Annotated in this window: 9 protein-coding genes; 6 read left to right on the top strand and 3 right to left on the bottom strand. The window is 44.8% G+C overall.

Annotated elements, in window-relative coordinates:
* Positions 1 to 97 precede the first annotated feature (97 nt).
* The 3 genes from addA to KNL20_RS00860 are packed head-to-tail and all read right to left on the bottom strand — an operon-like array spanning position 98 to position 7,539.
* Entirely contained in the window at positions 98 to 3,778 is a 3,681-nt protein-coding gene (gene addA, locus KNL20_RS00870) for a helicase-exonuclease AddAB subunit AddA (RefSeq protein WP_230398816.1), read from the bottom strand.
* Positions 3,779 to 3,780: 2 nt separating this feature from the next.
* A complete protein-coding gene (gene addB / locus KNL20_RS00865; protein WP_230398815.1) occupies positions 3,781 to 7,191 on the bottom strand; it encodes a helicase-exonuclease AddAB subunit AddB in 3,411 nt (1,136 codons plus the stop codon).
* 24 nt (positions 7,192 to 7,215) lie between these two features.
* A complete protein-coding gene (locus tag KNL20_RS00860) occupies positions 7,216 to 7,539 on the bottom strand; it encodes a winged helix-turn-helix transcriptional regulator (RefSeq protein WP_230398814.1) in 324 nt (107 codons plus the stop codon).
* Between the two features lie 360 nt (positions 7,540 to 7,899).
* Between KNL20_RS00860 and KNL20_RS00855 the strand changes: the two genes are divergently transcribed.
* The 6 genes from KNL20_RS00855 (at position 7,900) to KNL20_RS00830 (ending at position 14,439) form a co-directional block, all read left to right on the top strand.
* Positions 7,900 to 9,915, top strand: a complete 2,016-nt coding sequence (locus tag KNL20_RS00855; RefSeq protein ID WP_230398813.1) for an NAD(P)/FAD-dependent oxidoreductase — start codon at positions 7,900 to 7,902, stop codon at positions 9,913 to 9,915.
* A gap of 19 nt (positions 9,916 to 9,934) precedes the next feature.
* Positions 9,935 to 10,891 carry a polyprenyl synthetase family protein gene (locus KNL20_RS00850; RefSeq protein WP_230398812.1) on the top strand — a complete coding sequence of 319 codons (957 nt, stop codon included), beginning with the start codon at positions 9,935 to 9,937 and terminating at the stop codon, positions 10,889 to 10,891.
* A gap of 16 nt (positions 10,892 to 10,907) precedes the next feature.
* Entirely contained in the window at positions 10,908 to 11,816 is a 909-nt protein-coding gene (locus KNL20_RS00845) for a UbiA family prenyltransferase (RefSeq protein ID WP_230398811.1), read from the top strand.
* A 79-nt stretch (positions 11,817 to 11,895) separates the two neighbouring features.
* Complete coding sequence (locus KNL20_RS00840; RefSeq protein ID WP_230398810.1) at positions 11,896 to 12,984, top strand: hypothetical protein; 1,089 nt, start codon at positions 11,896 to 11,898, stop codon at positions 12,982 to 12,984.
* Positions 12,985 to 13,006: 22 nt separating this feature from the next.
* Positions 13,007 to 14,068 carry an FAD:protein FMN transferase gene (locus KNL20_RS00835; RefSeq protein WP_230398809.1) on the top strand — a complete coding sequence of 354 codons (1,062 nt, stop codon included), beginning with the start codon at positions 13,007 to 13,009 and terminating at the stop codon, positions 14,066 to 14,068.
* Entirely contained in the window at positions 14,065 to 14,439 is a 375-nt protein-coding gene (locus tag KNL20_RS00830; protein ID WP_230398808.1) for a NusG domain II-containing protein, read from the top strand. Before KNL20_RS00835 ends, KNL20_RS00830 begins: the two co-directional genes overlap by 4 nt.
* Position 14,440 lies beyond the last annotated feature (1 nt).

Genomic DNA, 14,440 nt, shown 5'->3' with positions numbered 1-14,440 from the left:
ATTTATTAAGATTGTTATAGAAGCTAAAGCCGCCGCAAACACACAACCATGCGTAAGATTTCCTCACTCACTTTGTTATGTATTCGCAGCGGCCATATCAGGAAAGAAAAACTTCTCTCCCCAATGTAATGGAGTAGATTACCATCTCTTTCACGGTCTTTCCTGTGATCTGCTGCAGCGCTCTTTTATAATACAGCAGCTGCTTTCCATACTTTTCCACCAGAGACTGCCCCGTTTTATCCGGCACCTTATCGGTTTTATAGTCCACAATCACAAGCTGGTCCTCTTCCTCGAAGTAAGCATCGATAATGCCCTGCACCAGAACCATCTCCTGTTCCGGCCAGTCTTCATAAGCTTCTTTTGCCGGAATTCCCATGACAAATGGCTGTTCCCGAAACAGTTTTCCATCCGCTCCTGCACGGCACATCCGCCTGCCCAGACCGCTATGAAGGAATCGAACCAGGTCCTCTGTGTCCAGGCAGATTTTATCTTCTTCTTTTAGTTTTCCCTGAGAAATCATCTCCTCCAGCTGGTGGTTTAACTCCGGAAGGGGTTCGTCTATATGTATGATCAGCCGACTGTAATCCAGTTCTTCGAATACCTTGTGATATACGGTTCCTCTGGCCGCACCCTCCAGAGCAGACACTTCGTTCTGCACGAATTTCGGAATCAGCGGAACAATATCCGGGGTGGGATAAAGTTCTTCACCGGGTTCCTCCTCTCCGGCCTTTTTCAATTCGGATACGGTCATCTTAACCGGTATGGATGCCAGTTTCTCATAGGGATATACATAGGAAAACCTGTCTTCCAGCAATTTCTGTATCCGGGGTTCCCCGGGTGTTTGAATATCCCAGTCCAACAGCTCCTGCTTTTTTACCACCCGGTCCATCCGGGCAATCATCTCATGTTCTACCAGAGACGCCGGTGCTGCGACATGCACTTGAAGTCCTGTCGGGCTTCCAGATAAAGGCCCCTGCCTTAAAAACTTTTGTCCGAACATCTCATGCACAGGGGCAAATGCAGGATGCCCTGCGAGTGCGGGAATCACCCAGTCCATATAGCATCTTGCTCCCGTAAGCCGTCCATAATAGAGGTGCCTCCGTTCATCATACATAAGATGCGTACAGCTCTCGATCCATTTCTTCAAATCTCCCGATCCACTTAAGATGAGCTTTTCCTTTGCCCTTGTCAGTGCCACATAGAGATTGCGAAGCTCTTCTCCCAGAGTCTCTTTTACCATCCGCTGCCTGATTACCTGCTTTATGAGTGAGCTGTCCTTCGTCCGTCTTTTCGTATCAATCACATCGGAGGCGATTCCCAGTTGGGAATGAAGTACAACGGCTCCATTTGCATCCATAAAATTGAACTTTTTTCCCATGCCTGACACAAAGACCACCGGGAACTCCAGGCCTTTACTCTTATGGATGCTCATAATTCGAACCGTATCCGCCGTCTCACCATGTATGTTGACTTCCCCAAAATCCACCTCATATTTCTGAATTTCCTCGATATAGCGAACGAAATTAAACAAACCGCGATAGCTGCCAGCTTCAAAATCAACTGCCTTTTCCACCAGCATATGAAGATTTGCCTCTCTTTGCTGTCCCGCCGGCATCGCTGCGGCATAGGTTCCATATCCCGTCTTATCCAGGATCTCCACAATTAACTGGTGGATGGGTGTATAGGGGGTTCTCTGTCTGATGTCATGCAGTCCGTCTAAGAATCCCTTCAGCTTTATCCGAATTGTCTCTTTGCCCCCCTCCTTTGCATAGCGGGTACAGGCTTCATATATCTTCAATTCAGGATAGGTACTCTTTACAGCCGCCAGTTCTTCTGCCGAACATTTTCCTATGGGAGAATGGAGTACAGCAGCAAATGGTATCTCCTGCCTGGGATTATCGCAGATTCTCAAGTAATTAAGGACCGTCACGACCTCCAAAGCAGAAAAATACCCCGTCCTGGAGGAGGTATATGCCGGTATCCCCTGACTTTGCAAAACCCGGGAAAAGATATCCGCCCACTCACTTACGGTACGCAGAAGTATCACACAGTCTCTATATTCCATAGGGCGGTAAGATTTCAAAGTCTTATCCCACACCATTTCGCAGCCAATCATCGAGCGTATTTTCTGAGCCACTGTAAGCGCTTCGGTTTCAATCATCAGCTGCCTTGTCTTACTGTCCTCTAATTCAGGAGATTTACTGTCAATAAGAAGGACCTCGGTATCCCCAAATGCAGGATTTCCCCCTTCCGGGTAATCTGCCCCGACATAAAGAGCCTCCTGCTCATCATATTCAATTCCCCCAAGCTCCTGCGCCATAATCTGTCCAAAGATATCATTGATGGTGTCCAGTACATTCGCTCTGCTTCGAAAATTTTTGTGTAAATCAATTCTCTGTTCAAGACCCTCCTCCAGTGTATAACGCTGCTGCTTTTCCAGAAAAAGCTCCGGGCGTGCAAGGCGGAAACCATAGATACTCTGCTTGACATCCCCGACCATAAAACGGTTATAAGTGCCGTCTTTCACTTTGGACACAGCTTCCAGCAAAAATTCCTGAATATAGTTACTGTCCTGATATTCATCAATCATAACCTCTGAAAAGCGATCAGCCAGTTCTTTGGCCGCTTCGGTTCGGATATAGGTACCGCCTTCTTTTTCTACCAGGATTTTCAGCGCAAAATGCTCCAGATCCGAGAAATCCATCAGATTCTTTTTACGCTTCTTTTGCGCAAAAATATCCATAAAGCGTTCCGTCAGGTGTATTAAAACACGAACCGGCCCTCTGCAGATGAAAAGCTCCCTTTGAATCTCTTCTATAGTTTTAGGACAGTATTTCTCACGGATTTCACCCAATATGGCTTTCACATCATCTCTTAATCCTTTTACTTGTTTCTTTTGGTTCTCATCTATCGAATCATCCCTTTTTCTGGACAGTGTCTGGAATTGGATGTTCTTGAATCCTGCGCAGAGAGCATCATAGGTATTCAGTTCTATAAGGCTTTGTATAAGCTCTTCATCCGCCTGCAGCATAGGAATATACATGTATGGACCGTCTGCTTTTTCTGCATTTTTCAGATTCTGTCTTGTGATTTCAAGCGCATTGGCAAGCTGTGTGTGCATCTCTTCAGACAGCTCTTGCATCCATCCGGCGGCCTCTATCTTTTCCCTGCTGTCCGCTTCGTAGATTTCCAGACATCCGTTCAGCCACTCCTCCGGAAAAGGATAACTGACGGCAAAGTCATAGAGCTTTAAGATTAATTTTTCAATACCGCTGTCACTCTTTCCGGGGGCATACCACTCTACAAAATTTAAGAACTCCTCTTCTGATTTTTCATAAGCCTCCTCTAAAAGCTCCTGCAGCACTTCATTTTTTAAAAGCTTCAGCTCTCCCTCATCCGCAATCCGGTAGACCGGATCCAAATCAATCATATGGAAATAGTTTTGAATCACATAGGTGCAAAACCCGTGAATTGTTGTAATCTGGGCATTATGTATCAAAGCACTCTGCCTTTGCAGGTGTTCATTCTCCGGGTGTTCTAAAAGCTCTGCTTCCAGTGCATTTCGAATGCGCTCCTTCATCTCTGCTGCTGCCGCCCTGGTAAATGTCACAACCAGCAAAGAATCAATATCGATGGGATTGTCCTCGTCCGTCACCATGGAAAGAATTCTTTCCACAAGCACTGCTGTCTTACCGGAACCGGCCGCTGCACTGACCAGTATATTCCGGTTTCGTAAATCGATTACCTTCTGTTGTTCTTCTGTCCAGGATACAGCCATACTTATAGTTCCTCTCTCATTTTCTTCAGTATCTCTTCCTGCTTCTCTTTTCTCAGATTTCGATGAGTAAAACCATCAATTCTTTCATCAAAGCCACAGATTCCATGATAGGGACAATAGGTACATGCATCCTTATTCTCCAGCCTATAGGGGGATGCCTGTACATAGCCTTCCAGAATCTCCCTTCCTATCTCCTGAATCTTCTGATTCGTAAAACGGCTGATAACCGAAAATTCCTGTCCGTCGGCTACATGTGAGTAGCGGCTCAGACTTCCGTTCTTATTATAACCCACGGGAATTACCGCAGAACTGCTTCCGGCACCCAGTGTCTGATCCTGAAGCTGTATCACTTCATCCTCTGCTCTGGAAAGCCCATCCAGCTTCAGACTTTGCAGGATTTTCCGGATGATTACTTCTTCACTGTCTCCGTCTGCTGCCGCAACAAGCGGATCCCCGATTTTATAATAGTAAATTCCTGCAGGTTCCACTTCCTTTTCGGGATGCTTTAACTGCTCCAGTTCAAGGGCAGCATTCATATATACCACCAACTGAATCTGCAGCCCATAGTACAGTTCTATCAGGTTAAGAGAGGTGTTTCCCGATTTATAATCTATGATTTTCACATAAACCTTATCCTCTGTTTCACAGATATCCATGCGGTCAATCCGCCCTTTAAGCTTCATCTGTTCATCAGCGGAAATATGAATGTTCGTGGCTGAAAGATCATCTTCCGTCGCAAAGGAAACTTCAAACCCCTGCGGTTCAAACATCCCTTTCTCAACCTGAGCCTGCAAAGCCCATACGGTTCTTCGAAGCATACGCTTCACACGGGTAATCATGTACTGATTCCTGTGACTGCTGTCAAGAATGGTATTTCCGTAACTATGTACCAGTTCCTCTACACTTTCATCAATGAGTGCTCCCCGGAGATCCTCCGTCAGCTCTTTTAAGCGGAGTCCTCTTTCGTTCAGCTTTTTGGAAAACCGTTCCAGTGCTTCATGCATGATACTTCCCATATCCGCTGCATTGAACTCATAAGTAGCACGTTCTGAAAGTTCCAGTCCATACTTGATGAAATGTGAAAATGCACAGGCCGCAAATTGTTCCAGACGTGTAGCTGAATTCACCAGTACATTGCCATACATGGCTTTGGCTACTGCTCTGCTTACCGCTTCCACAGGATTCTCGTAAAAGGCGGCCTCCACCAGCTCCTTCATCTGGTTTTTGTACCTGTCATTTTTACAATACCAGGTATAGAGCTCTTTCCAGACCGAAGATTCTCCCCCTTCTTTCCATTGTCTCAATCCCTCGATCCAGGGCATCACGGCGTCCCTTTGTGTCTCCATCCGTTCCAGATCACATGCTTTGCGGACATCCCGGACTTCTATCTGTGGATATTGTTTCAGAATCATCCCGATCAGATATGCCGGAAGCAGAGCCTCTCCCTTACCGCTCGATTTGCAGTAGGACAGGCAAAGCTTTTTGGATGGCTTCGTCAGATTCAAGTAGAGATAAAATCTCTGCATATACATCTCTTCCCGGCTGGTAGGTGCCAGTTCCACATCTTTCGAATACAAGTATTCCCGGTCTGTCTCTGATAAAATTCCGCTCCTGGAAACAGGCTTTGGAATCACGCCCTCATTAATGCCCACGAAAAACAGGATTTTCACATCTTTTAATCTGGTACGTTCCATATCACCAATCATCACCTGATCGGCGGTGGGGGGAATCAGCCCTACCTTTGCCTCCAGAAGTCCTGCCTCCAGAATTTCCTGGTAATGAACCATACTGACCTTTTCCTGCCCCAGCACCTCTACCAGCTTATCCAGAAGATTCATCATGATGCCGAAAATCTGACTGTATTCCCTTTCCATTGCCGTATTACCAGTTCTCTGAAACGCCGCTTCCTGTGCTTTCACTTTTTCCTGAATCCGGCAATCCCAAATCAGCTGATAAAGCGCTCTTGTCCGTTCTTCAACTGTGAGATTTTTTTTCCTGAACGCACGGGCAAATGAACCAATCTCCTCCATCATGCGTTTTCTGAGGGCTTCGACAGACACAAGCGAGGACGTATCCATCCCCCGGTAAACCCGAACCCAAGACTCCTCATACCTCCGGATTCCCCTGATTCCAAGGGCAATTACATAGTTCTCCATCTCATCTGTCTCCTGCACAGACAAGCCGCTCATACCACATCTTAAGTATCGGAATACACTCTCGTAGCTGAAATTCTGAACGACTAAATCCACTGCTGCACGCATGAATTCCACCAGAGTATTCATCAATACAGAATGCTTTTCATCCACGAAGCAGGGAATATCGAGCTTCTGAAATACTTCTTCCGCATAGTATCCATAGGTCTCAAGCGCTCCGGTTACAACCGCAAAATCCTTGTAACGGAAGCCCTGTTCCCGGACAGTTTTATGGATTTGGCGTGCCACCTCCTCCAGCTCTGTTTTTGGATTCTCCATCACACTTATGGTGATTTCATCCTGCTTTTCCTTATATTGTCTGCCGTTGTACCTGAAAATATTGGCCTCAAGTGCTTTAAGAGCAGGCGCATGTGCAAACCGGCTGTTTTCATTATGATCCAGATAAACCGTTTCTTCTATCGAGACCCGCTTCTCCCGGCAGATATGTGTCAGCTTTTGTATCATCTTCTTTGTCATGGAAAATAGTCTGTGGGGGCCTTCATAGTGAAATGCATCCTCTTCCTTATCGATGGTACCTGTCACCATCACACGTTCACACAGCTGCAGCAATTCTCCCACAACCTGATTCTGTACCGGGGTAAACCCGGTAAATCCATCCAAAAGCACCATACTTCCACGCACAAGCCTGGACTCCCCCATCCGCCTGCAAAGCACATCCAGAATCTCTTCTCCGGAGATGTAACGCCCCTCTATAAATTCCATAAATCCTTTATAGATTACAGAGACGTCTGAAAGCTTGCCGGCCAGTAAGGGCTTGGATTTTGCCTCCTCTGCCCATTGTTCCAGACCGCTTACATCTACCTGGTACTGCATCAGCTCGGAAACCAGAGACTTCATCTGAGATATGGAGCCCATCCGCTTCAGATTTGCACCCAGGATCTTCAGGTTTTTCTGCTGTTCCTGAGCCACCCGCTGTAAAACATAAGTCTTTCCGGCCTCTTCCAGTACAGGATGCGGCGCTCCCCCTACTTCCTCCAACACCCGGTAGGCCAGGCGGTGAAAACTTAAGACATCGATGTTCAATATAGCTTTATCAGGATGCAGCGATACCAGCTCTTTCTGGGTTTGCATCGTAAACTGCTCCGGTACGATTACCAGATACTTTTTTTCCGGATGTTTCCGGGACTCCTCTATTATATGCGTAAAGCTGTAATGAGATTTCCCCACCCCACTGCTTCCGAGAATCAATTGTAATGACATCCTGGCCTCCGTCTGTTTCTTCAGTTATTCTGCACGTTTTCGAAGCGTCATCTCATCATGGAAGGTATTTATATAAGAAATACCAAAATGATGCATCATCTCCATAATGGGTACCGTCTGTTTTCCGATTTCCGTTATCTCGTATTCCACCTTTGCGGGAACTGTAGGATAGATTCTCCGTGTAATCAGATGGTCTTCTTCCAGACTTCTCAATTGCGTGGTAAGCATCTTTTTTTTAATATCAGGTATACATTTTAAGATTTCATTATAACGCATAACTCTATTGCTTAGAAGCCATAAAATCGTAAGTTTCCGCTTTCCGGAGAGCAGTTTATGTACCAGTACCATGGGACAGAGCTCCTCCTTAAGACATGTTTCTTTAAAAAAACAGTTTTCATGTTTATCCATGCTTGTTTCCATAACATACACCTTTCATTTTCAGTTCAAGCAGCCGCATGGGCATGTTATCCGATTTCTTAACAAAATCCAGGGATACTAAAAGATACCTGGGCACTTTAAAGTACCTACTTGCAGCTAATAGAGTTATCCTTTATTATAAACAAATATGTACTTGAATATATTCATTTATTATACTGGAAACGTAGACTTTTTGCAACCCTGTCGTTAAATAATTAACAAACTCTCATGCCACATTTTTTCTGAAAAAAAGGGGCATTCTAAATTAAACAAGACCGTGGAGGAGCGTGTATGAAGAAAATTGTAATTATCGGAGCGGGTTATGCCGGAATTCTTACGGCAAAAAAAATCGCCAAAAAAATCAAAAAACAAAAAAGACAAGGTGATGTTGAGATTACCATCATTGACAAAAACCCTTTCCATACTATGCTTACAGAGCTGCATGAGGTTGCTGCCGGCAGGGTGGATGAAGACAGCATTAAAATCAGCTTAAAGAAAGTATTTGCCGGCAGGGATGTCGCTGTGAAGCTGGATACAGTAACCGAAGTAGATTTTGAGGCAAAGACAGTAAAGGGCGAAGCCGCCTCTTACGCATATGATTATCTGGTGCTGGCTTCCGGCTCCAGACCAACTTTTTACGGAATTCCTGGGGCGGAGGAGTATACTTACAAACTTTGGTCCTATGAAGACGCTATTGTATTAAAAGATCATATTTTAAATACATTCCGGAAGGCTTCCGCAGAAAAAGACACCGGAAAACGCAGAAAAATGCTTACCTTTTACGTAATAGGCGCAGGCTTTACCGGCGTTGAGATGATCGGAGAACTTGCGGAATATGTACCGATTCTCTGTGAAAAATATGAAGTAAACAGAGATGAAGTGACCCTTATAAATGTGGATGCCTTAAGCAGGCCAATTCCGAATCTTCCGGAAAAGCTGTCTGCAAAGGTTGCAAAAAGGCTGCAGAAGATGGGGGTTGAACTTCGTATGGGTACATCTGTAGCCCGTATTACGGAAGATACGATTGAGTTAGCCTGTGACGGAAAGAATGAAACCAGAACCATGGGAACTGTAATCTGGGGAGCTGGAATCCAGAGCAGCAATGTGGCTGCTGCTGCCGCTGATGCTTTGGAAAAGCAAAGAGGCGGACGTATCCCGGTGGATAACTATCTTCGTTCTACAAAAGATGAATCCGTATATGTAATCGGCGATAACATGTATTATGTTCCGGACGGGCAGGAAGTATCCGTTCCCCAGATGGTCGAAAACTGTGAGCAAAGTGCCGGAACTGCCGCTCACAATATTGTCTGTGCATTGACGGGGAAAGGTGAACCGGAGGAATACAAACCGGCCTTCCACGGTGTCATGGTCTGTATCGGAGGCCGTTACGGAGTCGCTCATGTGGGTCTCCCGGGACATTTCTTCCGTTTACCGTCCTTCCTGGCTATGTTTGCAAAACACTTTATTAATATTATTTATTTCATCCAGGTATTGGGCTGGAATAAAATATTTAGCTATGTCAAACATGAATTTTTTACCATCCGCAACTGCAGAAGCTTTGTAGGCGGACATTTTTCCAACAGAACGCCCAGTTTTCTTCTTGTTCCTCTGCGATTCTGGCTGGGCGCCGTATGGTTGTTTGAAGGAATCATGAAGATTGTAGAGGGCTGGTTGAACGAACCAAAACTACAGGCCTTTTTCGGCGGTGCAGTCTCCTGGTATAACAGTATTTTGAACTCCGGTGCCGGGAAAGCGGTCACCGACTCGATAAGCTCAGCAACGACCGCTGCTGCAAGTAGTTCCGCAGCAGATGTTGTCAGTTCGGCAACCGGTGCCGCCGATGCCGCCGCCTCCGTCGGACACGTGATTTTTAACTGGAACATCCTGGGGCTTTTCAAGATGATATTTGTCAGCGGGGCTGACCTTGCTGCTTCAACCTTAAGTGATTTTGCATTTAAGCTGGATGTTCCTCTTATAAACTGGTTTGTAGATAAGGTGATTCTGCCTAATAACGGTGTGCAGATGTTTATGCAGATTCTGATTGTAATCGCAGAAATCTTAATCGGGCTCGCACTGATGGGCGGACTCTTTACCTCACCGGCGGCAGCGGTATCCCTCGTTTTACAGTTTATGTTTGTATGCACCACAGGCTTATATCTGGGTACCTTCTGGATGGTTTTTGCAGGAATTGCAGTATTAATCGGTGCCGGAAGAACACTGGGTCTTGATTACTATGTGATGCCTGTTCTGAAAAAATGGTGGAAAAAGCTGCCCCTGATCCGGAAGTGGTATCTGTATCATGACTAAAAAAGTTATAGGTGATAACATGGAGAAATTAACATACGAAGAAGCCTTCACACTTGTAAAGACCGAGATACACAAGGCTCTTACCAAATCTCCCCGCATCATCAATGAATATCTGACGCATCTGTCCACCTCTCAGGGTAAGATGATTCGTGCGGTTTCCGTACTGATTTGCGCACAAGATCCGGAAGGACTGATCCCTTCCGGAGCAGCATACGCAGCGGCAGCAATCGAAACCATTCATCTGGCCTCGCTCGTTCATGATGATGTGATTGATAATTCAGACTTACGGCGGGGGGCAGAAACACTTCAGAAAAAGTATGGAAAGCGTACAGCAGTCATTTGCGGAGATTACCTCTTAAGCCTTGCATTAAAGATGGCTTCGGCTATTCCGGACCGGGAGAACTACGTAAAACTTGATATACCAGATTATATCAGCAGGCTGTGTCTCGGAGAACTGTTACAGAACGTAAATAACTACAACTTGAATTTAAGTGTTTACGAATATATAAAAATCATATCCGGAAAGACAGCTGCCCTCTTCGAAGCTTCTTTCCATGCAGGTGCGATTTTAGGCGGATCTTCTCCGGCAGAGGTCAAAAAATATAGAAAAATCGGAAACTATGCCGGTTTGATTTTCCAGATACAAGATGACTGCCTGGATTTTGATGAGACTATAGAGCAGGCAAAAAAACCTGTTCAGTCGGATTACGAACAGGGTGTAATTACCCTTCCTTTCATCCATGCCTTGGAGAAGCTTCCTGATTTTAAGCAGAAGGCCTCCACCGGAAATGTTGAAAGAGATACAATCAATCAGGCGGTTGAAGCGTCGGGCGGCCTGGATTACGCAAAGCAGATGATTAGACGCTATTATAGGAAAGCGGAACGTACGATCGAAAAGCTGGAGGTAACAGAAGAAAAGCGTTTAAAAATTACTGCAATTGTTAAAAAAGCAACTGGATTGAAAGTTGAAATATAGAGAGGGGATAAAAAGCTTGCCTGCAAAATTCTTTGATTATATTGAGATAAAGACAAAAATTACAAGTACATTGACATTCCTTCTAACTATGGGCTTTCTTTTATATCAGGGACAGGAAATGCACTGGGGCAAAACACTGGTTTTTTTTGCAGGAATGTTTTTCTTTGACCTGACTACTACTGCAATTAACAACTATATTGACACAAAAGAGAATGATCAGATTCTTGCCTTTGGACGGAGGCAGGCACTTTTGATTATCTATGTTCTGTTTGGAATCAGCGCTGCTTTCGGGCTTTATCTTGCCTTTCTGACGGATTTGGTTGTTCTGGTTACCGGCGGAATCTGCTTCCTTTTCGGAGTATGCTATACCTACGGTCCTCTTCCGATTTCCAGAATGCCTCTTGGAGAAGTGATATCCGGATTTTTTTATGGAGTAGTAATTCCCTTCCTCCTGATGTATATTAATTCACCGGAGGGAACCTTCTTAACTTATCGTTTGAGTCTGAAAACAGTCTCTCTGTCCATTCAGATTCTCCCGGTACTTACTCTGCTTCTTTTTTCTATCACACCTTTCGCAGTAACAGCCAACATTATGTTGGCGAATAATATCTGTGATTTAGAAAAAGATATTGCAGTAAGGAGACATACACTCCCTTATTATATCGGGAAAAAATCTCTTTTTCTGTTTGCGGGGCTTTATTACATGACTTATGTTTCCACAGTTCTGATGGTCCTGTTTCAGATTCTTCCGCCGGTAATGCTGCTCTCTCTTCTTACCATCCTACCGGTGCAGAAGAATATTCGAGCCTTTTTTAGGAAGCAGGATAAGGGTACGACCTTTAATCTCAGTATCATGAACTTTATTCTAATTATGGGTGCTGACACCCTGGCCGTATTTCTGGCCGTGGTTCTGAACAGAATCTGATTTTCTCGTTATTCATCCGGATAACCGGATTGAAATAAAATTCAGCCGCCTTGACGGCTCTATAAAATGGAGGTATCATATGAAAAAGATAGCAGCTTTATTAATCTGCAGCACTTTGACACTGGGAACACTCACCGCTTGCGGAGGGGGAAATGCATCATCAAAGCCGGAAACCTCAAATGCAAAATCAGAAACATCTGAATCGGCGGAACCCGAATCTTCAACTTCTGAACCGGCTTCTGATGCAGCGAAAACCGGACTTTCCGTAAGTACATCTATTTCCAATTCAGCGCCTGCGGGAGCAGAGGATGGCCTGGCACAGATAGACTCCACGGCAGCGGCTGTGCTGGTTGATGCGAATGGTAAAATTCTGGATTGCAAAATTGACTCTGCCCAGACAAAAATCAACTTTTCCGCAGAAGGCAAGCTTATAACAGATGCTTCGACCACTTTTAAATCCAAGCAGGAACTTGGTTCTGAATACGGACTGGGAAAGTCTTCTTCTATCGGTAAGGAGTGGAATGAGCAGGCGGATGCCTTTGCTGAATATACGATAGGAAAAACAGTAGATGAGATCAAAGGAATCGCTGTAAATGACGAGGGCGTCCCTACGGAAGAGGATCTGACCTCCTCTGTAACCATCCACATCGGTGACTTTGTCTCCGCAGTTGAAAAAGCTGTTGCCAATGCGAAGGATTTAGGTGCAAAAGGCACAGATACGATTGGTTTGGGCATTGATACACAGATGTCCAGCTCAAAAGATGCAACCGCTGAGGAAAAGGGCCTTGCACAGGCTTATTCCATGTATTCTGTTGTAACCACGGACGCAGACAGCAAGATAACAAGCTGCTATGTAGACGCGTCCCAAGGTGATGTAAACTTTGATACAACAGGAAAAATCACTTCTGATTTGAAAGCCGCTGTAGAAACAAAGCAGGAGCTTGGCAATGCATATGGGATGAAGAAAGCTTCTTCTATCGGCAAAGAGTGGTATGAAGAGGCGGATGCGTTTTCTGCTTATGTAACGGGAAAAACAGCAGCAGAAGTCGGCGGAATTTCCGTGGACAGTGAAGGACTTGCTGCAGATGCGGATTTAATTTCTTCTGTAACAGTGCATGTATCACCTTTTATATCCGTAGTTGAAAAGGCTGCAGCAAACGCAAAATAATCCAACTATACAGGGAATAGGGATGAAGTTAAGTAAAACAATAGCAGCAATTTTAGTAGGATTCACAATCTTATCATCACTTCCGGCTTGCTCGGGACATACAAAAAAGCGTTACGACGCCAGCTTTCTTGAGCTTTTTGACACGGTAAGCGTAATTGTGGGATATACAGAAAACAAGGATGTGTTTACAAGATACAGCCAGATGGCCTATGATGAGCTGGAAGTATATAATCAGCTTTTTGACATCTATAACGATTATGATGGCGTGAATAATATAAAGACGATTAACGACAATGCAGGTGTAAAGCCGGTAAAAGTGGATCAGAAAATCCTGGATCTTCTCTCCTTTTCTGGGGAAATGGATAAGAAGACAGATGGCAAGGTAAATATCGCCTTTGGGGATGTGCTTTCCTTATGGCACGACCACCGGACGGCAGGTCAAAGCGACCCGGAATCCGCTACGCTTCCTGATTACGAGGAATTAAAAGCACGCAACCTTCACATCAATATAGACGATATGATTATTGATGAAAAGGCATCCACGGTTTATCTGAAGGATCCCGAGATGAGCCTGGATGTGGGTGCCATTGCCAAAGGATATGCGGTAGAGCGCACGGCAGTCACCTTGCAAAAAGCAGGCTTTGCGAACGGGTCGATATCCGTGGGTGGGAATGTAAGAACAATCGGAAACAAGTTCGATGAAAAGGGAAAGGAGATTCCCTGGAGTGTCGGAATTCAAAATCCGGATTTATCCAGTGAAGATAAAACCCTTTATATTCTGCATTTATCAGGGGAGTCACTGGTAACCAGCGGTGTCTATGAACGGTATTATACCGTAGATGGAAAACAGTATCATCATATTATTGACCCGGAAACATTGATGCCTGCCGAATACTTTCTTTCTGTTTCTATTATATGTAAAGATTCCGGCATGGCGGATGCCCTTTCTACGGCAGTATTTAACATGCCATATGAGGAAGGAAGTAAGCTGATTGAAAAACTGGACGGTGTAGAAGCCTTGTGGGTATTCCCGAATTATAGTACAAAGTATAGCAGTGGTTTTGAAAAATGGTGCGATGTATGATAAAACTAAAAAAAAATGACTGGATACTTATTGCCGGAATCCTTATCATTGCTCTTGTGGCAATACTATGTATGACATGGAATAAAAAAGAAGGTGGAGAGGTTATTGTAACCGTTGATAAAAAGATATATAAAACCCTGCCGCTGAGTGAAGATGCAACTTTGCTCATCGGAGAAAAGACGGCGGATTACAATATCCTTGAAATCAAGGATGGAAAGGTAAGGATGAAAGAGGCAAACTGTCCGGATAAGATTTGTGTGGAACACAGGGCAATTCACTATGACCATGAATCCATCATCTGCCTGCCCCATAAAGTGACAGTAGAAATCCGTGGCGGGGAAGACAGTGATGTAGATGTCATGGTCCACTAGA

Source organism: Novisyntrophococcus fermenticellae (assembly GCF_018866245.1).
In the GTDB taxonomy this organism is placed as follows: domain Bacteria; phylum Bacillota; class Clostridia; order Lachnospirales; family Lachnospiraceae; genus Novisyntrophococcus; species Novisyntrophococcus fermenticellae.
Note: the sequence above shows the minus strand (reverse complement) of the source record. Positions and strands in the feature narration are given on the sequence as shown.

Excerpts from the sequence above, each read along its gene's own strand:
- KNL20_RS00855 (WP_230398813.1), top strand. The coding sequence starts at position 7,900 with ATGAAGAAAATTGTAATTATCGGAGCGGGTTATGCCGGAATTCTTACG.
- KNL20_RS00840 (WP_230398810.1), top strand. The coding sequence starts at position 11,896 with ATGAAAAAGATAGCAGCTTTATTAATCTGCAGCACTTTGACACTGGGA.
- KNL20_RS00850 (WP_230398812.1), top strand. The coding sequence starts at position 9,935 with ATGGAGAAATTAACATACGAAGAAGCCTTCACACTTGTAAAGACCGAG.
- KNL20_RS00835 (WP_230398809.1), top strand. The coding sequence starts at position 13,007 with ATGAAGTTAAGTAAAACAATAGCAGCAATTTTAGTAGGATTCACAATC.
- addA (WP_230398816.1), bottom strand. The coding sequence starts at position 3,778 with ATGGCTGTATCCTGGACAGAAGAACAACAGAAGGTAATCGATTTACGA.
- KNL20_RS00830 (WP_230398808.1), top strand. The coding sequence starts at position 14,065 with ATGATAAAACTAAAAAAAAATGACTGGATACTTATTGCCGGAATCCTT.
- KNL20_RS00860 (WP_230398814.1), bottom strand. The coding sequence starts at position 7,539 with ATGGTACTGGTACATAAACTGCTCTCCGGAAAGCGGAAACTTACGATT.
- addB (WP_230398815.1), bottom strand. The coding sequence starts at position 7,191 with ATGTCATTACAATTGATTCTCGGAAGCAGTGGGGTGGGGAAATCTCAT.